This window comes from Streptomyces sp. NPDC048442 (assembly GCF_040651475.1).
In the GTDB taxonomy this organism is placed as follows: Bacteria; Actinomycetota; Actinomycetes; order Streptomycetales; family Streptomycetaceae; genus Streptomyces.
The window spans coordinates 14,073-33,781 of sequence record NZ_JBEZKB010000044.1 but is presented as its reverse complement, the minus strand read 5'-3'; the positions used below and the strand labels follow the sequence as shown (position 1 = coordinate 33,781).

18 protein-coding genes and 1 pseudogene are annotated in these 19,709 nt (G+C 71.7%); 6 read left to right on the top strand and 13 right to left on the bottom strand.

Annotation, left to right across the window (positions count from 1 at the left end; translation table 11 throughout):
* Positions 1–21 precede the first annotated feature (21 nt).
* Together AB0D18_RS38695 and AB0D18_RS38690 are read left to right on the top strand one after the other, a co-directional pair.
* On the top strand, positions 22–570 hold the full coding sequence (locus AB0D18_RS38695; RefSeq protein WP_362430072.1) for a cysteine dioxygenase: 549 nt from the start codon (positions 22–24) through the stop codon (positions 568–570).
* Complete coding sequence (locus AB0D18_RS38690) at positions 567–995, top strand: rhodanese-like domain-containing protein (protein ID WP_362430069.1); 429 nt, start codon at positions 567–569, stop codon at positions 993–995. The genes AB0D18_RS38695 and AB0D18_RS38690 overlap by 4 nt, the downstream gene beginning before the upstream one ends.
* A gap of 279 nt (positions 996–1,274) precedes the next feature.
* Here the strand turns inward: AB0D18_RS38690 and recX are convergent, their stop codons facing one another.
* The 4 genes from recX to AB0D18_RS38670 all read right to left on the bottom strand — a co-directional run bounded on the left by recX (position 1,275) and on the right by AB0D18_RS38670 (position 5,135).
* Positions 1,275–2,177 carry a recombination regulator RecX gene (gene recX / locus AB0D18_RS38685; protein ID WP_362430066.1) on the bottom strand — a complete coding sequence of 301 codons (903 nt, stop codon included), beginning with the start codon at positions 2,175–2,177 and terminating at the stop codon, positions 1,275–1,277.
* Positions 2,178–2,180: 3 nt separating this feature from the next.
* Positions 2,181–3,311, bottom strand: a complete 1,131-nt coding sequence (recA, locus tag AB0D18_RS38680) for a recombinase RecA (RefSeq protein WP_362430063.1) — start codon at positions 3,309–3,311, stop codon at positions 2,181–2,183.
* A 216-nt stretch (positions 3,312–3,527) separates the two neighbouring features.
* The gene (locus AB0D18_RS38675) at positions 3,528–4,679 is read right to left on the bottom strand and encodes an AI-2E family transporter (protein WP_362430128.1); all 1,152 of its coding nucleotides are present in this window, start codon (positions 4,677–4,679) and stop codon (positions 3,528–3,530) included.
* A 261-nt stretch (positions 4,680–4,940) separates the two neighbouring features.
* Positions 4,941–5,135 (bottom strand): DUF3046 domain-containing protein, encoded by a 195-nt coding sequence (locus AB0D18_RS38670; RefSeq protein WP_362430060.1) that lies wholly within the window; start codon positions 5,133–5,135, stop codon positions 4,941–4,943.
* Between the two features lie 79 nt (positions 5,136–5,214).
* Between AB0D18_RS38670 and AB0D18_RS38665 the strand changes: the two genes are divergently transcribed.
* Complete coding sequence (locus AB0D18_RS38665; RefSeq protein ID WP_362430057.1) at positions 5,215–6,129, top strand: hypothetical protein; 915 nt, start codon at positions 5,215–5,217, stop codon at positions 6,127–6,129.
* Between the two features lie 113 nt (positions 6,130–6,242).
* Here the strand turns inward: AB0D18_RS38665 and AB0D18_RS38660 are convergent, their stop codons facing one another.
* The 3 genes and pseudogenes from AB0D18_RS38660 to AB0D18_RS38650 form a co-directional block, all read right to left on the bottom strand.
* A complete protein-coding gene (locus AB0D18_RS38660) occupies positions 6,243–6,551 on the bottom strand; it encodes an AzlD domain-containing protein (RefSeq protein WP_362430055.1) in 309 nt (102 codons plus the stop codon).
* Entirely contained in the window at positions 6,548–7,288 is a 741-nt protein-coding gene (locus AB0D18_RS38655) for an AzlC family ABC transporter permease (RefSeq protein WP_362430125.1), read from the bottom strand. Before AB0D18_RS38655 ends, AB0D18_RS38660 begins: the two co-directional genes overlap by 4 nt.
* A 117-nt stretch (positions 7,289–7,405) precedes the next feature.
* Positions 7,406–8,266: pseudogene (locus AB0D18_RS38650) on the bottom strand (AraC family transcriptional regulator); the annotation flags it as partial.
* Positions 8,267–8,358: 92 nt separating this feature from the next.
* Here AB0D18_RS38650 and AB0D18_RS38645 point away from each other — a divergent pair.
* From AB0D18_RS38645 to AB0D18_RS38635, 3 genes are all read left to right on the top strand, one after another.
* Positions 8,359–13,098, top strand: a complete 4,740-nt coding sequence (locus AB0D18_RS38645) for a DEAD/DEAH box helicase (RefSeq protein WP_362430052.1) — start codon at positions 8,359–8,361, stop codon at positions 13,096–13,098.
* Positions 13,099–13,407: 309 nt separating this feature from the next.
* Positions 13,408–14,268, top strand: a complete 861-nt coding sequence (locus tag AB0D18_RS38640) for a DNA-formamidopyrimidine glycosylase family protein (RefSeq protein ID WP_362430049.1) — start codon at positions 13,408–13,410, stop codon at positions 14,266–14,268.
* Positions 14,269–14,300: 32 nt separating this feature from the next.
* Positions 14,301–15,116, top strand: coding sequence for an SDR family oxidoreductase (locus AB0D18_RS38635; RefSeq protein ID WP_362430046.1), 816 nt, complete (start codon positions 14,301–14,303; stop codon positions 15,114–15,116).
* Between the two features lie 65 nt (positions 15,117–15,181).
* On the opposite strand, the gene AB0D18_RS38630 is transcribed toward AB0D18_RS38635, so the two are convergent.
* The 6 genes from AB0D18_RS38630 to rimO form a co-directional block, all read right to left on the bottom strand.
* Complete coding sequence (locus tag AB0D18_RS38630) at positions 15,182–15,424, bottom strand: hypothetical protein (protein WP_362430043.1); 243 nt, start codon at positions 15,422–15,424, stop codon at positions 15,182–15,184.
* Between the two features lie 186 nt (positions 15,425–15,610).
* The gene (locus AB0D18_RS38625; RefSeq protein ID WP_362430040.1) at positions 15,611–16,084 is read right to left on the bottom strand and encodes a DNA starvation/stationary phase protection protein; all 474 of its coding nucleotides are present in this window, start codon (positions 16,082–16,084) and stop codon (positions 15,611–15,613) included.
* 230 nt (positions 16,085–16,314) lie between these two features.
* On the bottom strand, positions 16,315–16,710 hold the full coding sequence (locus tag AB0D18_RS38620; protein WP_362430038.1) for a helix-turn-helix transcriptional regulator: 396 nt from the start codon (positions 16,708–16,710) through the stop codon (positions 16,315–16,317).
* 109 nt (positions 16,711–16,819) lie between these two features.
* Entirely contained in the window at positions 16,820–17,308 is a 489-nt protein-coding gene (locus tag AB0D18_RS38615) for a nicotinamide-nucleotide amidohydrolase family protein (RefSeq protein ID WP_362430122.1), read from the bottom strand.
* Positions 17,309–17,406: 98 nt separating this feature from the next.
* Entirely contained in the window at positions 17,407–18,066 is a 660-nt protein-coding gene (gene pgsA, locus AB0D18_RS38610) for a CDP-diacylglycerol--glycerol-3-phosphate 3-phosphatidyltransferase (RefSeq protein WP_362430035.1), read from the bottom strand.
* Complete coding sequence (gene rimO, locus AB0D18_RS38605) at positions 18,063–19,562, bottom strand: 30S ribosomal protein S12 methylthiotransferase RimO (protein WP_362430032.1); 1,500 nt, start codon at positions 19,560–19,562, stop codon at positions 18,063–18,065. Before rimO ends, pgsA begins: the two co-directional genes overlap by 4 nt.
* Positions 19,563–19,709 lie beyond the last annotated feature (147 nt).

The window sequence follows — 19,709 nt, the reverse complement described above, 5'->3', positions numbered from 1 at the left end:
ACCTCTCAGGACGGTCTCCCCGTGTCTCTTCCCGCACCCGTACGCACCCCTGCCCACGCCTCCGCTCCCTCTCGGACGGCGCCCACTCCCGCCGAACTCCTCGGCTTCGTACGACGCACCGCGGCCGACGCCGCTCTGGTGGCCTCCCTTCCCCTCGATCCGGAGGGGCGTACGTGGGTACGTCTCGACGGGCCCGGCGGCAGCGAGGCATGGCTGATCGGCTGGCCGCCGGGGGCCGGGACCGGGTGGCACGACCACGGTGGCTCGCACGGCGCTTTCGCGACGGCGGCGGGCGGCCTGACCGAACAGTCCCTGGCCGCCCGGCTGCCCACCGAGGGGTGGAAGACCCTGGAACTGGCCGACGGGGTGGACAGGGAACGCACGTTGGAGCCCGGACAGGGGCGCGCCTTCGGGGAACACCATGTGCACCAGGTCCTCAACGAGTCGGACGAGGCGCACGCGATCTCGGTGCACGCCTACTACCCGCCACTGCCGCTGATGCGGCGGTACAGCCGTACGGGCGCGGTGCTGCGCCTGGAGCAGGTGGAGCGTCCGGAGGAGTGGCAGTGAGTGAGCCGAACCAGGTGAGTGAACGTCAGATTCCGCTGGGGATCGACGAGTTGCTGGAGCGAGTGCGCGAAGGGCTCGACCGGGTCGGACCGCGGGAGGCGTACGACGCCGCGGCCTCGGGGGCACTGCTGGTGGACATCCGGTACTCGGCCCTGCGCGAGCGGGACGGGCTGATTCCGGGTGCGCTGGTGGTGGAGCGCAACGAACTGGAGTGGCGGCTCGATCCTCACGGCAGCCACCGGGCGGCGGAGGCCACCGGGCACGATCTGCACGTCGTGGTGATCTGCAACGAGGGGTACGCGTCGAGTCTCGCGGCGGCGTCCCTGCGGCAGTTGGGGCTGCACCGGGCCACCGACCTTGACGGCGGATTCCAGGCCTGGCGGACGGCGGGCCTGCCCGTCGTGTCCGTACGGGACGGGCGGTAGGCACAGGCAGTAGGGACGTACGGGACGGGCAGTAAGCACGGGGCAGGAGGTACGTACGGGACGGGCGGTAAGTACGGTGCAGGAGGTACGGGCATGCCCCGCGGGCCCCCTGGGTGCAGGGGGCCCGACGGACTACAACCTTCCGCCGGGAGCCGGAGCGGCGCGCGGCCCTGGGTCGGATCCCAGATCGGAGCAGCCCCCGGCTCCGGGCCGGAACAGCTCGCGACCCCGGTCCTGAACGGCTCGCAGTCCCCGTCCGGAACGGCTCGCCGCCCAGGGTCAGAACGGCTCGTAGTCCAATCCGTCCGTCTCCTCGCCCTCTTCCTCCAGGGCCTGCCTGACCAGCCGCAGAGCCAGGCCCTCCGGGTAGCCCTTGCGGGCCAGCATCCCCGCGAGACGGCGCAGACGCTTGTCCCGCTCCAGCCCCCGGGTGGAGCGGAGCTTGCGGGCCACGAGCTCGCGGGCGGTCGCCTCCTCCTGCTCGGAGTCGAGCTGCCCGACGGCCTCGTCGATCAGGCTCGGCTCCACTCCCTTGGTGCGCAGCTCACGGGCGAGCGCCCGCCGGGCCAGCCCCTTGCTGTGGTGGCGGGACTCGACCCAGGCGTCGGCGAACACCGCGTCGTTGATCAGACCCACTTCTTCGAAGCGGGACAGCACCTCGTCCGAGACGTCCTCGGGGATGTCCCGCTTGTGCAGGGCGTCCGCGAGCTGCTTGCGGGTGCGGGGGGTGCCGGTGAGCAGGCGCAGACAGATCGACCGCGCCCGCTCCGCCGGGTCCTGGGGCGGCTTCTCCCCAGGACCCCCGCCGTCCCCGGAAGCGCGGGAGCTCCGGGAGTCCCCAGCGCCCCCGGTGCCCCCTGCACCCCTGGAGCCGCGCGAGGACCGGGAACCCCGGGTGCCTCTGCGGCCCCTCCCGGACTCCCCGAACCCCTCGGCCTCCCCCGGCCCCTCGGCGTCCCGGGCGGACCAGGGGAGCCGGGGAGGCCCGTCGGGCACCCCTGCTTCCACTGCCTCCCCCGCTCCGCCGGCGCGCCCGGCGCCACTCTCACGCCACGTACGACCGTCACGCCACGCACTGCCGCCGCGCCCGGCGCCGTCTCCGTGAGCGGCACCGGCCGTGGACTCGCCGTACCCGCCGTGCTCGTCGTCCGTGCTGCCCGGCCAGTCAGTTCTCCGGGTCACGGACTAGCTCTTGGCCGCCGCAGCCTTGGCCGTCTTGGCCTTGGCCGCCGGAGCCGGTACGGACTTCGCGTCGGCGGCCGGTGCGGCCCCCGCCGCGTCCGCGCCGGGCTCGCCCTCGGGAGCATCCGTCTTGGGCTTGACGCCGACGCCCAGCTTCTCCTTGATCTTCTTCTCGATCTCGTCGGCGAGATCGGGGTTGTCCTTCAGGAAGTTACGGGCGTTCTCCTTGCCCTGGCCGAGCTGGTCGCCCTCGTACGTGTACCAGGCGCCCGCCTTGCGGACGAAGCCGTGCTCCACGCCCATGTCGATCAGACCGCCCTCGCGGCTGATGCCCTGGCCGTAGAGGATGTCGAACTCGGCCTGCTTGAAGGGCGGCGCGACCTTGTTCTTGACGACCTTGACGCGGGTGCGGTTGCCGACCGCGTCCGTGCCGTCCTTGAGGGTCTCGATGCGGCGGATGTCGAGGCGCACCGATGCGTAGAACTTGAGCGCGCGGCCACCGGTCGTGGTCTCCGGCGAGCCGAACATCACACCGATCTTCTCGCGAAGCTGGTTGATGAAGATCGCGGTGGTCTGGGACTGGTGCAGCGCACCAGTGATCTTGCGCAGCGCCTGGCTCATCAGCCGGGCCTGGAGACCGACGTGCGAATCGCCCATCTCGCCCTCGATCTCCGCACGCGGCACGAGCGCCGCCACGGAGTCGATGACGATCAGGTCGATGGCACCGGAGCGGACCAGCATGTCCACGATCTCCAGCGCCTGCTCACCGGTGTCCGGCTGGGAGAGGATCAGGTTGTCCGTGTCGACGCCGAGTGCCTTGGCGTACTCGGGGTCGAGCGCGTGCTCCGCGTCCACGAAGGCGACGGTGCCGCCGGCCTTCTGCGCGTTGGCCACGGCGTGCAGTGTCAGGGTCGTCTTGCCGGAGGACTCCGGTCCGTACACCTCCACCACACGGCCGCGCGGCAGTCCGCCGACGCCGAGGGCGATGTCCAGGGCTGTGGACCCGGTGGAGATGACCTCGATGGGGTCGTTCGGCCGGTCGCCCAGGCGCATCACTGCGCCCTTGCCGAATTGTCGTTCAATCTGTGCGAGAGCGGCGTCCAGCGCCTTCTCGCGGTCGGTGCCTGCTGCCATGGGTTCCACCCGATTTGCTTGAGTCGATCGCTTCACGTCAATGACGCTAACGCCTGCCACTGACAATCGGCCTCGGCGCCGCCCTGACCTGTGGATAACCCCGTGAGAACCACCGGGACCACAGGGCCGCACCACCAATGAGAATGGATGTTCGATTTTGCTGTCAAGTGAGACCCTCGGGCCTCCCGGCGGTGCTCTCGCGGCCTTCTCAGAGGATCAGGCGTCGTCCCCCGGCACGGACTGAGGCGGCTGCTGCTCTCCGCGGCCGCGGCGCAGCGTGACCCGAATCCGGGCCAGCGCCGATGCCCGCCTGCTCCGGTGGCCGTGCACCCGGGGGTCGTCGGTCACGTCGTACCGCTTCACGTACGCCCCCAGGAACGCCTGGAGCGTGGCGACGGCCGGGATCGCGATGAGCGCGCCGATCGCGCCCATCAGCGCGGTGCCCGCGACGACCGAGCCGAAAGCGACGGCCGGGTGGATGTCGACCGTCTTGGCGGTGAGCTTGGGCTGCAGGATGTAGTTCTCGAACTGCTGGTAGACGACCACGAAACCGAGCACCCACAGCGCGTACCAGGGGTCCACCGTAAAGGCGATCAGCATCGGCAGCGCGCCCGCCAGGTACGTGCCGATGGTCGGGATGAACTGCGAGATCAGGCCCACCCACACCGCGAGCGCGGGCGCGTACGGCACGCTGAGGATCACCAGCAGGACGTAGTGCGCGATGCCCGAGACCAGGGCCATCAGGCCGCGCGAGTAGAGGTAGCCGCCGGTCTTGTCGACGGCGATCTCCCAGGCGCGCAGCACCTCCATCTGACGGGCGGGCGGCAGTACGGAGCACAGTGCGCGGCGCAGCCGGGGCCCGTCGGCGGCGAAGTAGAACGAGAACAGAAAGATCGTCAGCAGTTTGAACAGGCCGCCCAGCACTGTCGTGGAGATGTCCAGGACGCCGCTCGCGCTGTTCTGTACGTACTTCTGGAGCCAGTCGGAGCGCAGCAGGCTGTCCTGCACCTCGACCCTGGACTGCTGGGTGTTGAAGGTGTGGTTTATCCAATTGATCACCGAGTCCAGGTACTTGGGGAACTCGTCGACCATCTCCACGATCTGACCGGCCAGCATCGACCCCAGCATCACGACGAAGCCGAGGCCCGCGATCATCACGCCGAAGAAGACCAGGAAGGTGGCGAGACCGCGGCGCATCCCCCGGGCCGCCATCCGCCCTACCGCCGGCTCCACCGCGAGGGCGAGGAAGAAGGCGATCACGATGTTCAGGAGCAGCTCGATGAGCTGGTGGAACGCCCAGGAGCCGAGCTGGTAGCAGGCGAAGAGGGCGAGGGCGAGCACCATGGCGCGCGGCAGCCAGCGGGGCATGCGCGCCAGTCCTGTGGGCGCGGCCCCGGGGGGCGCGGCGCTCGGCCGGTCGGTTGCCTGGGCTTGCGCGGGATCCGGGGCTTTCGCCACGTCCTCGGCGCTCTCATCAGTCGGGGCCACGGGGCCAAGTGTCACTCATGAGTACGACAACGACGCACCCGTGTCACCTCATAGAGGCAGCTCACGGAGCAACTCACAACGGGTAACTCACAGGGAGTAACTCACCAAGCACCTCATAGAGGCGGCTCACGGGGCCGGGTGTCAGCGCCTGTCCCGGGGGACGTCCATCGCGCCGCACACGGCGTGCCACACGCTCTTCGCGTCCCAGCCCGCGTCGAGCGCCCCGTACACCGTACGGCCGCCGAGTTCGGACATCACATGGTCGCGGGCGAAGGAGTCGGCGTAGCTCTCGCCGAAGTGCGCCGCCATCCGCTCCCAGAAAATCGTCAACCGCATGACACCAGTATCGCGCCCCTGAGAGTGCAGAGCGGTCCGCACACCTTGCCTCCCGCGCCATCCGCCCTACCGTCGGCACATGGCTGGAATTGGAGTTTCCCCCCTCGCCCGCGCCGAGCACTTCGTCTGGCTGACCGCCCGGGTCCTGGAGCAGCGGCGTTTCGCGTACCACTTCCTCGGCGGCGGCGCGGATCAGGTCGAGACCGCGCTCACCGCGTACCTGGGCGAGGACGGCGGTTTTGGCCACGCGCTGGAACCCGATCTGCGGGGCCCGGTGAGCCAGCCGCTGCACACGGCGCACGCGCTGCGCGTGCTGGAATCGATCGGCCGGTGCGGCGGCACGCGCGTGGAGCGCATCTGCCGCTATCTGACCGAGGTGTCGGCGAAGGACGGCGCACTGCCCGCCGTGCATCCCTCGCAGCGCGGGTATCCGGCCGCGCCCTTCGTCCCCGTCCTGGACGATCCGCCGAGCGAGCTGCTGGCGACGGGTCCGGTAGTGGGGCTGCTGCACCGCAACGAGGTGTGGCACGCCTGGCTGTTCCGGGCCACCGACTTCTGCTGGGCCGCCGTGGAATCCCTGAGGACGTCGCATCCGTACGAGATCCAGGCCGCCGTCGCGTTCCTGGACGGCGTCCCGGACCGCTCCCGCGCCCAGGCCGCCGCGGACCGGCTCGGCCGGCTGGCGCGCGAGCAGGGGCTGGTGGTGCTGGACCCTGCCGGACGCGACGGGGTGCCGGTGGCGCCCGGCTACGCACCGGGTGAGCACCACTTCGCGTACGACTACGCGCGCGTGCCCGACTCCCTGGCACGCGGCTGGTTCACCGACGAGGAGATGGCGCGCTCCCTGGACTTCCTGGCGGCGGAGCAGCAGGAGGACGGCGGCTGGCCGCTCCGGTGGCGGGCGTGGGCACCGGGATCGGCGCTGGAGGCGCGTCCCCTCGTCACCATCGAGGCGCTGCTGACGCTGCGCGCGTACGGCAGGGAGATCGACTGAGGCGGACGCGCGCCGCCGGCCAGGGGTGCCACCTCCCGGGGGTGCCACCGTCCGGGGTGCCACCGTCCGGGGCTTACGCCGTCCGACGCGCCGCAGCCACTATGTGGGCGCTGTCAGCCGCCCAGCGCACGCACCCCCGCTGTGACGGCGACAGCGGCGCCGACGACCACCAGGAACGGCGCCCTCAAGAGGAGCGCGAGCGCTGCTGCCGCGAGACCCGCCGCTCGGGCATCCAGCACCAGTTCCTGCCCGGTGGCGAAGGTCTGCTGGGCGGTGAGCGCGGCCAGCAGTGCTACGGGCAGCAGGGCCGCGAGATGCCGGACGAGCGGGCGTTCCAGAGTGTTCGCGGGGACCAGCAGTCCGAGCAGTTTGACGAGGTAGCAGCCCACTGCGGTGGCGAAGATGGCGATCCAGACGCTCAACGGACCTCTCCCTTCGGGCTGCTGCGCCGGTCACGACGGCTGTCGGTGCGGCCCTGGAAGAAGAGCACCAGGGGCGCGGCGAGGGCGGCCGCCAGGACGGGCACTCCGCCCGGCAGGACCGGCAGCAGCCCCAGCCCCAGCAGGACCGCGATGCCCGCGACGGCGCGCTCCGCGGTCGTACGCAGCATGGGTGCGAGCAGTGCGAGGAAGACGGCGGGGGCCGCCGCGTCCAGCCCCCAGCCGTTGGTGTCGCCGATCGCTTCGGCCCCCAGTGCGCCGAGCAGCGTGGTGAGGTTCCACAGCACGTAGAGCGTGAGGGCGGTGACGGTGAAGCCGAGGCGCGCACTGCGCCGGGTGGGCTGGGCGAGTGCGACGGCCGACGTCTCGTCGATGACCGCCTGCGCAGCAAAGGGGCGTACGAGGCGGGGAAGGGCGAGCAGCTGCGAGAGCCGCAGCCCGTAGAACGTGTTGCGCACGCTGAGGAAGAAGGCCCCCGCGGCAGCGGTGAGCGGGTTTCCGCCGGCCGCGAGCGCACCGACGAGTGCGAACTGCGAGGCTCCGGTGAACACCAGCAGGCTGAGCGCGCAGGTCTGCGCGAGGGTGAGCCCTGCGCCCGCCGAGGTCACTCCGAAGGCGAAGCCGGAGAGTCCGACGGCGAAGCCGACGCCGAGTGCGTCCCGCACGACGGCCGCGTCGGTCTTGGGCTCGGCCCCGGTCGCCCCGGACGCTCCAGCCATCCCGGTCGCCCCGGGCGCCCCAGCCACCCCTGCCGCTGTTGCCGCTGTTGTCCGTATGTCCTGAAATTCTGCGGATGCTGTCTGATCTGCCACGCCCGGGACGCTATGCCGGGCCGGTCCACCGGTCTTGTACGTTCTTGCACGCTCCCGGCGGTACGCCCCCGGGGGCACCCCGACGATGCGAGTGAAGTGCCTGTTGAGGTGCGGCTGGTCGGTGAAACCGACCGCGAGGGCGGCCTCCGCGGGCGCCGTCCCGGCATTCAGGAGGTGCTGGGCACGGCGTACCCGCGCACTGGTCAGCCAGGTGTGCGGGGGCATGCCGTAAGCCGCCTTGAAGGCACGCAGCAACGCGAAGGGGCTGGTGCCGAGCTCCCGGGCAAGGCTCTCCAGCGACGGCGGCCGCGTCATCCGCTCGGCCAGGATCTCCCTGGCCAGCGCCGCGGTGCGGGCAGCAGCGGGGAGGGGTCCGCGGGCGGGCAGGGAGCGGCCGTGGCGCCGCAGCATCCTGGCGATGGCGACGCGGAACACCGTGTCGGCGGCGAGCGCGTTGCCCGCCTCGGCCGCCAGGTGCACCTCGTGGACGAGCCGCGCGGTGTCCGGGTCGTGGACGATCGTCTCGGCGAACCCCGCGGTGCCGCGCAGTGTGGTGGTCTCGGCCGCGACGCCGGCCACCAGTTCCTTCGACGGGTAGAGGGTGGCGTACGACCAGCCTTCCGGAACGCCGGCGTGGGCCGCGTGCGGCACCTCCGGGTTGATCATGACGACGCTGCCGGGCACGGCACTGATCGTGCCGTCAGGCATCAGAACGTCCTCGATGCCCCGGCGCACGGCCCCGAGAACGAACCCCTCGTGGCTGTGGCGCGGAAAGGCGTGCCGCACGTACCTGGCCCGCAGCAGGTCGAGGCCCGGCACCCCGGCGTACTGCCAGTGCCGCGCCCACTCGCCCGGTCGCTCGGTGGCCGTCGATCCCTTCTCCATCCGTCCATTCTGCGCCTGCTCACCTGGCCCCTGACCTGCGCGTCCACGGTGTGGACCGGGCATTGTCAGTGGCTCGGTGCACGATAGGGGACATGGCCAAGACCGCGCTCGACTCGTTCTCCCCCGCGACCAGCAGCTGGTTCACGGGAGCCTTCCGTACGCCCACCGCGGCGCAGGAAGGCGCCTGGCGGGCCATCGGCGAGGGCTCGGACGTGCTGGTCGTCGCCCCGACCGGCTCGGGCAAGACGCTCGCTGCCTTCCTGGCCTCGCTCGACAGGCTCGCGTCCACGCCTCCGCCCGCGGACGCGAAGAAGCGCTGCCGAGTGCTGTACATCTCGCCGCTGAAGGCCCTCGCGGTAGACGTCGAGCGCAACCTCCGCAGCCCGCTGACCGGCATCCGCCAGGAGTCCGTGCGGCTGGGGCTCCCCGAGCCGGACATCCGGGTCGGCATCCGCTCCGGCGACACGCCGCCCGCCGAGCGCAGGTCGATCGCGACCAAGCCGCCGGACATCCTGATCACCACCCCCGAGTCGCTGTTCCTGATGCTCACCTCCTCCGCGCGCGACGCCCTGGAGGGCGTGGAGACGGTGATCCTGGACGAGGTGCATGCCGTGGCGGGCACCAAGCGCGGGGCGCACCTCGCCCTGTCGCTGGAGCGGCTGGACGAGCTGCTCCCCCGGCCCGCCCGCCGGATCGGGCTGTCCGCGACGGTCCGCCCGGTCGACGAGGTGGCCCGCTTCCTGTCCCCGCAGCGCAGGGTCGAGATCGTCCAGCCGCCGTCCGGCAAGGTCTTCGACCTGTCGGTGGTGGTGCCCGTCGAGGACATGGGAGAGCTGGGCGGCTCCCCCGCCAGGGACGACGACCAGGGTGACAAGCCGTCCATCTGGCCGCAGGTCGAGGAGCGGATCGCCGACCTCGTCCAGGCGCACCGTTCGACGATCGTCTTCGTCAACTCCCGCCGCCTCGCCGAGCGCCTGTGCAACCGGCTGAACGAGATCGCGTACGAGAGAGCCACCGGCGAGGCCCTCCCCGAGGGCGGTTCCCCCGCCGAGCTGATGGGGCAGTCCGGGGCCGCCCAGGGCGCCCCGCCCCTCCTGGCCAGGGCGCACCACGGCTCGGTCTCCAAGGAGCAGCGCGCGCTCGTCGAGGAGGATCTGAAAGCGGGCCGGCTGCCCGCCGTCGTCGCCACCTCCAGCCTCGAACTGGGCATCGACATGGGCGCGGTGGACCTGGTGATCCAGGTCGAGTCGCCGCCTTCGGTAGCCTCCGGCCTCCAGCGCGTGGGCCGCGCGGGACACCAGGTGGGCGCGGTGTCCACCGGCGTCGTCTTCCCCAAGTACCGGGGCGACCTGGTCCAGGCGGCCGTGGTCACCGAGCGGATGCGCAGCGGTTCCATCGAGTCCCTGCGCGTCCCGGCCAACCCCCTCGACGTACTGGCGCAGCAGCTCGTCGCGATGGTCGCCATGGACACGTGGCAGGCCGACGACCTCCTCGCGCTCGCCCGCCGCGCGGCCCCCTTCGCCTCCCTGCCCGAGTCGGCTTTCACCGCCGTCCTCGACATGCTCGCCGGGCGCTACCCCTCCGATGCCTTCGCCGAGTTGCGCCCGCGCGTCGTCTGGGACCGCATCGCCGGTACGGTCACGGGCCGGCCGGGAGCGCAGCGGCTCGCCGTCACCTCGGGCGGCACCATCCCCGACCGCGGTCTCTTCGGCGTCTTCCTGGCCGGGTCCGACCCGAAGAAGGGCGGCGGCCGGGTCGGCGAGCTCGACGAGGAGATGGTCTACGAGTCCCGTGCGGGCGACGTCTTCACCCTGGGTACGACGTCCTGGCGCATCGAGGACATCACCCGCGACCGGGTCCTGGTCTCACCCGCTCCCGGCGTGCCCGGCCGGCTCCCCTTCTGGAAGGGCGACCAGCTGGGCCGCCCGCTCGAACTGGGCCGGGCGCTCGGCGCGTTCCTCCGCGAGATCGGCAATCTGAAGCCCGACAAGGCCCGCGCCCGGCTCCGGGCCGCAGGCCTGGACGACTGGGCCACCGACAACGTCCTGTCCTACCTGGACGAGCAGCGCCGCGCGGCCGGTCACGTACCGGACGACCGCACGATCGTCGTCGAGCGGTTCCGCGACGACCTGGGCGACTGGCGGGTCGTCGTGCACTCCCCCTTCGGCGCGCAGGTGCACGCCCCGTGGGCACTGGCGCTCGGTGCCAGGCTCTCCGAGAAGTACGGCATGGACGCCCAGGTGATGCATGCCGACGACGGCATCGTGCTGCGCCTGCCGGACGCGGACCTGCTGGGGCTCGACCTGATGGGCCTGGACCCGCTGGACGCCCCGGCGAAGCCCCTGGGTACCGAGTACGACAGCGACCAGGCCCCGATCAGTGCCGCCGACACCCTCTTCGACAAGGGCGAGGTCGCGCAGATCGTCACCGACCAGGTCGGCGGTTCAGCCCTGTTCGCCGCCAGGTTCCGGGAGTGCGCCGCCCGCGCGCTGCTGCTCCCCCGCCGCAGCCCAGGCAAGCGCACCCCGCTCTGGCAGCAGCGCCAGCGAGCCTCCCAACTCCTGCAGGTGGCAGCCGAGTTCGGCTCGTTCCCGATCGTCCTCGAAGCGGTCCGCGAGTGCCTCCAGGACGTCTTCGACGTGCCGGGCCTGACCGAGCTGATGGGCGACATCGAGGCCCGCCGTGTCCGACTCGTCGAGGTCACCACGCCCGAGCCGTCCCCCTTCGCCCGCTCCCTCCTCTTCGGCTACGTCGCACAGTTCCTGTACGAGGGCGACTCGCCCCTCGCTGAGCGGCGCGCCGCGGCGCTCTCGCTCGACTCCCGCCTCCTCGCCGAGCTGCTCGGCCAGGCGGAGCTGCGCGAGCTGCTCGACGCGGACGTCCTGACCCAGCTGGAGCAGGAGCTCCAGTGGCTGACCGAGGACCGCCGTATCAAGGACGCCGAGGGCGTCGCCGACCTGCTGCGCGTCCTCGGGCCGCTCACCGGGGCCGAGCTGGCCGAGCGCGGCGCGGACCCCGGATGGCCCGCCGACCTCGCCGACGCACGGCGCGTCATCGGCGTCCGTATCGCCGGAACGGACCACTGGGCGGCGATCGAGGACGCGGGACGGCTGCGCGACGCGCTCGGCACGGCACTGCCGGTGGGTGTCCCCGAGGCGTTCACCGAGCCCGTCAAGGACCCTCTGGGCGACCTCCTCTCCCGGTACGCCCGCACGCACGGCCCCTTCACGTCCACCACCGCCGCCGCCCGCTTCGGCCTCGGCACCGCGGTCACGGACGGCGCCCTCCACCGGCTGGCCGCGGGCGGCCGGGTCGTCCAGGGCGAGTTCCACCCCTCCGGCATCGGCCAGGAGTGGTGCGACGCGACGGTCCTGCGCCGGCTGCGCCGCCGTTCCCTGGCCGCACTGCGCCAGGAGCTCGAACCGGTCGCACCGGCAGCCCTCGCCACCTTCCTCCCCCAGTGGCAGCACTACGGCAGCAACGGCCTGCGCGGCATCGACGGCCTGGTCCGCGCCGTGGAACAGCTGCAGGGCGCCGCCGTCCCGGCCTCCGCCCTGGAAAAACTCGTGCTCCCCTCCCGCGTCGCGGGCTACACCCCGGCCCTCCTCGACGAACTCACCACCACCGGCGAGGTGTTGTGGGCAGGTGCGGGCGCCCTGCCGGGCAAGGACGGCTGGGTCTCCCTCCACCTCGCCGACACCGCCCCACTGCTCCTCCCACCACCTCATCCCCTCGAACTCTCCGCGCTCCACGAGTCCGTCCTCACCTCCCTCTCCGGTGGGTACGGCCTGTTCTTCCGCCAGATCGCCGACCAGATCCGCGCCACCACGCACCCCGACGCCACGGACCCCCAACTGGCCGACGCCCTCTGGGACCTGGCCTGGTCAGGCCGCCTCACCAATGACACGCTCGCCCCGCTGCGCGCCGTCCTCGGTTCCGGGCGCACGGCGGGCGCCACCGCGCATCGCGCGAAACGCACCGTCCCGCGCGGCCGTTACGGCTCGCTCACCGGAGCCGCCCGCCCCGTCTCCCGCACCGGGCCGCCCACGGTCGCAGGCCGCTGGTCGCTGCTGCCCGCGCCCGAACCGGATCCCACCCACCGGGCCCACGCCCTCGCCCGCACCCTCCTCGACCGGCATGGTGTCGTCACCCGCGGCGCGGTCGCCGCCGAGGGGGTGGAGGGCGGCTTCTCTGCGATCTACCGGATCCTCGCCGCGTTCGAGGACAGCGGGCAGGCACGGCGGGGTTACGTCGTCGAGGGCCTGGGCGCCGCCCAGTTCGCGATGGACGGCGCGGTCGACCGGCTCCGCGCGGCGGCGACGGCCCGCGACCGCGCCGAGGGCGACGCACCGAACCGGGCCGTCGTCCTGGCCGCCGCCGACCCCGCCAATGCGTACGGCGCAGCCCTGCCCTGGCCCGAGCCACCGGCCGGGGTGACCCACAAGCCGGGCCGCAAGGCCGGATCCCTGGTCGTGCTGGTCGACGGCGAACTGACCCTCTACATGGAGCGCGGCGGCAAATCCCTCCTCGCCTGGCCAACCCACCCCGACCTGCCGGACTCCCCCGGCACCGACCCCACCCCACCCTCCGCGCACACCCCGCACACCCCGCACACCCCTTACGCCTCTCACGCCTCGACCGCCCCGGACGCCCCCGACGACCGCCTCCGCGCCGCAGCCGACGCCCTCACCGCGTCGGCCCGCGCAGGGGCCCTCGGCACGGTCACCGTCGAGCGCATCAACAACACACCCGCCCTCACCTCCCCCTTGGGCCGCACCCTCGAATCAGCCGGCTTCCACGCCACCCCCAAGGGCCTCCGCATGCGCCCCTGAACCCACTCACCCCAGCCCCCGAACTCACCCACCCCCACCCCCACCCCCAGCACCCAGCACCCAGCACCCAGCCACCCTTGGGCAGCGGAGCCGCCCCTCCACCCCCGCTCCCCCAGCCTCCATGGGCAGCGGGGCCGCCCTCCCCCGAGGGAGCGGCCCCCCACGCGGAGCGCGCCCCCCCACCCCGGCCCACGCTCACCCCCACCCACACAGTGGCGAAACGCCTGCCCACAGCGGCCACGGTGCAAGGAGGGGAGACGCGAAGGGAACCACCCGCCCCCACCACCCCATTTCCCCCATCATGGACACATGCCCGAAGGAGACACCGTCCGGCAAGCCGCCCACCGCCTGCACACCGCCCTCGCCGGCCGCCCCCTCACCCACGCCGACCTGCGCGTCCCCCGCTTCGCCACCGCCGACCTGGCCGGCCGCACGGTCCTCGACGTCACCTCGTACGGCAAGCACCTCCTCACCCGCATCGAGGGCGGCCTCACCCTCCACTCGCACCTCCGCATGGACGGCTCCTGGAAGATCTACACCCCCGGCGAGCCCTGGCGCGGCGGCCCCGCCCACCAGATCCGCGCCATCCTCCAGAACGCCGACGCCACCGCCGTCGGCTACCGCCTTCCCGTCCTCGAACTCCTCCGTACCGCCGACGAAGCCACCGCCGTCGGACACCTCGGCCCCGACCTCCTCTCCCCCGACTGGGGCACGGAGCTCCAGGGCCGAGCCGTACGCAATCTCCTCGCCGCCCCCGACCGCCCCCTCGGCGAAGCGCTCCTCGACCAGCGCAATCTCGCGGGCATCGGCAACGTCTACAAGTCCGAGCTCTGCTTCCTCGCCCGGGTCACCCCCTGGCTCCCGGTCGGCGCTCTCGACCCCGACGTCCCCGCCCGCCTGGTCGCGACCGCCCACCGCCTGCTCGACGCGAACAAGGACCGTCCCGACCGCCGCACGACAACCACCCCTCGCACCTCAACCACCACCCGCACCTCAACCACCAACCGCGCCTCCACCACCCGCACCTCCGACCGCCTCTACGTCTACGGCCGCGAGTCCCGCCCCTGCCTCCGCTGCGCGACGCCGGTCCGCAAGGCCGACCAGGGCGACGGAACCCGCGAGCGGCCGACCTACTGGTGCCCGAACTGCCAGTCGGGTCCCACCAATTGACGCACCGTCAGATCAAATCGTACGGTCGGGCCATGGCTCTCCCCGTACGACTCCAGGCGTACGACCTGACCGGCCGCACCGCATTCGTCACCGGCGCCGCGAGCGGCATAGGCCGCGCCACCGCCGAACTACTCGCCGAAGCGGGCGCCACCGTCCACTGCGCGGACCGCGACGAGGCGGGCCTGGCCGAGACCGCCCGCCGGATCACCAAGACCGGCGGCACCGCGGCCACCCACACCCTCGACGTGACCGACCGCACCCGCCTCCGGGAGGCCATGGCGACCGCCGAGCGCGTCGACATCCTCGTCGCCGCCGCCGGAATCATGCACTCCAGCAGCGTCCTGGACACCACCGACGAGGACCTCGACCGGGTCCTCGCCGTCAACTTCAAAGGAGTCCTGTACGCCTGCCAGGAAGCAGCCCGCACCATGCTCGCGGCGGCCCCAGGCACCGCCTACGGCCCGGAAAGCTGCCCTGAAAGGCCCCCCGGCAGCATCATCACCGTCGCCTCGGGCGCCGTCGACTCCGCCAACGCCGGCCTGCTCTGCTACAGCGCGGCCAAGGCCGCGGTCGTCCAGCTCACGAAGACCCTCGCCACCGAGCTGGGCCCGCACGGCATCCGCGTCAACGCGGTTGCCCCCGGCTGGGTCCGTACGCCCATGACCGATCGCCACGACGCCACGCTCCAGCACAGCGCCGAAGCCTTCATGACCCGCATCACCCCGCTCGGCCGCGTCGGCGAACCCGAGGACGTCGCGCACGCCGTCCTGCACCTCGCCTCCGACGCCGCAGCCTTCACAACGGGCCAGATCCTCCGCCCCAACGGCGGCGTCGCCATGCCTTGGTGAACGAGCCCCACCCCTGACCCACCCGACCAGAACAATCCTCCGCCCGCCTCACCCCTCCGCCCGCCTCACTCCTGCCTCCGCCTCACCCCTGCCCCCGCCCCCCGAGCCGCCACATGCACCGGCAGCAGACTCAGCCCCCACCCCCCTGCAGCCACCGCCCCCTCCACCACACCCGTCCCCTCGGGTGCCAGCAGCAGCCGCAGCACCGCCCACCACCACACCCCGCCGAGCACCAGCCCCAGCGCCCCCAGCAGCAACACCCGACGCCCCTGCGGCCCCCGGCTCCCCCAGAACTCGCGCCGCACCATCGCTGCCTCCTCCGGCCGACGCTAGACCTGGGCATTCCCGTACGGGAGGGCGCACCAGGTGCAACGGGAGCGCTCGAAGCACCCACCGCGCACCCGGCGCACACCCGGCCCCGTACGACTCACACCATCACGCGCCCTACGCGGCGCCACCATCACGCGCCGTACGCGGCGCCACCATCACGCGCCCTATCCGGCGCTCTCCGCCTGGAACATCCACGCATGCTTCTCCAGGTCGGCCGTCAGCCCGATGATCAGGTCCTGGGTCACCGGGTCCGGGTCGCCGGTCACGTCGATGCGCTCGCGCATCCCGACGATCACCGCGCCGAGCGCGTCCACCAGGATCCGCACCGCGTCAACGTCCTTGATCCAGCCCGTCGGCGTCTCCTTGACGGCGCTCGAAGCGGAGACCGTCGAGGCCCGCCCGTCCGGGCTGACCCCGAGCGCGGAGGCCCGCTCGGCGACCGAGTCGGAGTGCAGACGCGCCGAAGCCACCACGTCGTCGAGCTGAAGGTGTACGGAACGGAAACGCGGTCCCACCACGTTCCAGTGGACCTGCTTGGCGACCAGCGACAGGTCGACCAGGTCCGCCAGCGCGCCCTGCAGCGCTTCGCCGACCACCTTGAGGTCCGCCTCGGGCAGGGTGCTCTTCACGACAGCCATGGAGTGTCCTCCTCAGACATCACAGAAATCTGCATCAGCACTTCCAACCCTGCCACAACTGATCCAATTCGGTCATTCAGGGTATGCAACAGGGCAGGAAACAGGGTATGAAAACGATTGGCGGGATACGCAAAAGACCGGAGCCCCGACCGACCCGCAGAACGGGATCGGCCGAGGCTCCGGCACAGCCGGTGCTACGCCATTCGCCAGGCGGAGCACCACTTCATTCGCTAGGCAGCGACGACGTCCACCGCTTCCGCAGGTGCCTTGATCGTCACTCGCTCGGTCGGCACACCGGACACACCGGTCACCGACGTCACGGAGACCGCATTGAGCATCGGTCGTACTGGCTGGCGCACCGGCGTCTCGCCGGCCGCAGCCGACGCAGCCAGTTCGGCCAGGGAGAGTTCGTCGCTCACTTCCCTCATGAGCTCGGACATCCGTACATCAAGCGCGTCGCAGATCGCGGAAAGCAGCTCGGAGGATGCCTCCTTCTGCCCCCGCTCAACCTCGGAGAGATAACCGAGCGAAACCCGGGCGGACGAGGAGACTTCGCGCAGAGTACGGCCCTGGCGCTGGCGCTGCCGACGCAGCACGTCACCCAGCAGGCGACGGAGCAGAATCATCGGTGGCTCCCTCCTCGGACCGCGTAGCCGCATCCTTCACGCCCCACCGTACCGCCTCGCGGTGCGGCCGTGCGGGGAGCGATGTCGTGTTCACTCAGGGCTGCAAACATCAAGTTCCCCCGTTGTGTTCCGTATCCTGTGCCCGCGCATTTTCGACCAGTTCACCTGCGAGCAGCTCGAAAACTCCCCGCACACTCTCTCTACGGATGTCCGAACGGCTGCCGTTCAACCTCAGTGCGGCCACTTTCCCGGCTCCGCCGGGCCCCGCGACCGCCACGAAAACCGTGCCGACGGGCTGTCCGTCCTGCGGGTCGGGCCCCGCGACGCCGGTCGTGGAGATCCCCCAGTCGGCCCCCAGCACCCGCCGCACACCCTCCGCCATCTGCCGGGCGACCCCGGCGTCCACCGCGCCGCGCTCCCGCAGAAGGTCCGGCGCGACGCCGAGGATGTCCCGCTTCAGCTCGGTCGCGTAAGCGGTCACGGACCCCCGGAAGACCTTCGAGGCGCCGGGCACGCCCGTGAGCTCGCCCGCCACCAGCCCCCCGGTCAGCGACTCCGCGACGGCGAGGGTCTCACCCCGCGCACCGAGCACCGCCAGGACCCCGGCGGCACCCTCCGTACCGCTGGTCCCAGAAGTACCGGAAGGCTCACCAGAAGTACCGGAAGGCTCAAAAGCACTGGTAGAAAAGCCGGAACTCACCGATCGGCCCGCTCTGCCGCAAGCCCCGCCCGCCGCAGCACGACCGCCTGCCGTACGTAGTCGAGGCCGGTGACCACGGTCAGCGCCACGGCCACCGCCATCACCCACCACCGGAAGGTGGCCAGCGGCCCGGTCAGCGCGAGCACGTACATGCCGACCGCCGTGCCCTGCGCGAGCGTCTTCATCTTGCCGCCGCGACTGGCCGGAATGACCCCGTGCCTGATCACCCAGAACCGCATCAGCGTGATCCCGAGCTCGCGGAAGAGAATCACCCCGGTCACCCACCAGGACAGGTCGCCGAGCCCCGACAGACAGATGAGGCCCGCAGCCATGATCGCCTTGTCGGCGATCGGGTCGGCGATCTTCCCGAAGTCCGTGACCAGGTTGTACGTACGCGCCAGATGCCCGTCGAAGACGTCCGTGATCATGGCGACGGCGAACGCCGCCCAGGCCCACGCCCGCCAGATCGGGTCGTACCCGCCGTCGGCGAGCAGCAGCATCACGAAGCCCGGCACGAGCACCAGCCGCAGCATCGTCAGGATGTTGGCGATGTTCCACAGACTGGCCTGGCTCACCGCCGCAGCTCCCAGCTTTCCGCCGGTCACCGGCGTCGACCTGCCGGTACCGCCCGCCGCGGACGCCGGGATTCCGCTCATCTGGCCGCCTCCTCAGGGACCTCACTGGTGCTTCCGTCACCGGCACCGGGCAGCGGCTCGGCGACGAGGTCCACGCCCTCGGTACCGACCACCTTTGCCACGACCATACGACCGGGCGTCAAGCCGTGGCTGGTCGTGAAGACCACCTGGCCATCCGTCTCCGGCGCCTGGTGAGCCGCACGGCCGATCGCACCGTCCTCCTCGTCGATGGACTCGACGAGCACCTCCAGCGTCTCGCCGAGCCGCTCCTCCGCCCGCTGGGTGGTGAGCTCCTCCGCGAGCCGGGAGATGTGCGCGAGCCGCTCGGCGATCGTGTCCGCGTCGAGCTTCTTCTCGTACGTGACCGCCTCGGTGCCCTCTTCGTCCGAGTAGCCGAACACGCCGATGGCATCCAGGCGCGCACCGGTGAGGAAGCGTTCCAGCTCCGCGAAGTCCTCCTCGGTCTCGCCGGGGAAGCCCACGATGAAGTTGGAGCGCACACCGGCCTGCGGCGCCTTGCTGCGGATGGTTTCGAGCAGCGTCCAGAACTGCTCGGTGGATCCGAAGCGGCGCATCGCGCGCAGCACTCCGGGCGCCGAGTGCTGGAAGGACAGGTCGAAGTAGGGGGCGACCTTCGGCGTCGACGTCAGTACGTCGATGAGGCCCGGCCGCATCTCGGCCGGCTGGAGGTAGCTGACGCGCACCCGCTCGATGCCGTCGACCTCGGAGAGCTCGGGCAGCAGGGTCTCCAGGAGACGGATGTCACCGAGGTCCTTGCCGTACGAGGTGTTGTTCTCGGAGACCAGCATGACCTCCTTGACGCCCTGCTCGGCCAGCCAGCGGGTCTCCTGGAGCACGTCGCTGGGGCGCCGCGAGATGAAGGAGCCGCGGAACGACGGGATGGCGCAGAACGAGCAGCGCCGGTCGCAGCCGGACGCCAGCTTCACCGAGGCGACCGGGCTGGTGCCCAGGCGGCGGCGGAGCGGCGCGCGCGGCCCCGACACGGGGGCGACGCCTTCGGGCAGGTCGGCGGGGGCCGGAGCGGCCTCCTGCGCGTGACCCGGCAGCGAGACGTCGGCCGACTGGCGCTCGGCGGGGCTGATCGGGAGCAGCTTGCGCCGGTCGCGCGGGGTGTGGGCCTCGACGCTGCCGCCCGCGAGGATGGTCTGGAGGCGGTTGGAGATGTCGGCGTAGTCGTCGAAGCCGAGCACTCCGTCGGCCTCCGGCAGGGCCTCCGCGAGGTCCTTGCCGTACCGCTCGGCCATGCAGCCCACGGCGACGACGGCCTGGGTCCTGCCGTGATCCTTCAGATCGTTGGCTTCGAGCAGGGCGTCGACGGAGTCCTTCTTGGCGGCCTCGACGAATCCGCAGGTGTTGACGACTGCGACGTCCGCGTCCGAGGCGTTCTCGACGAGCTGCCAGCCGTCCGCTGCCAAGCGGCCTGCCAGCTCCTCCGAGTCCACCTCGTTACGGGCGCAGCCAAGAGTGACAAGGGCGACGGTGCGGCGTTCGGGCATGGACTCAAGACTACTTTGTCCCGGCGCAGACCCGGGCCGCGAGGGGCCACGACCGCTCCCCTCACGGCGCAACCCCTTCCCGACCTGCGAAGACGTACGGGCGGGGCGTACGAGCGGGGCGTACGAGAGGGACCTGCGGAGAACAGC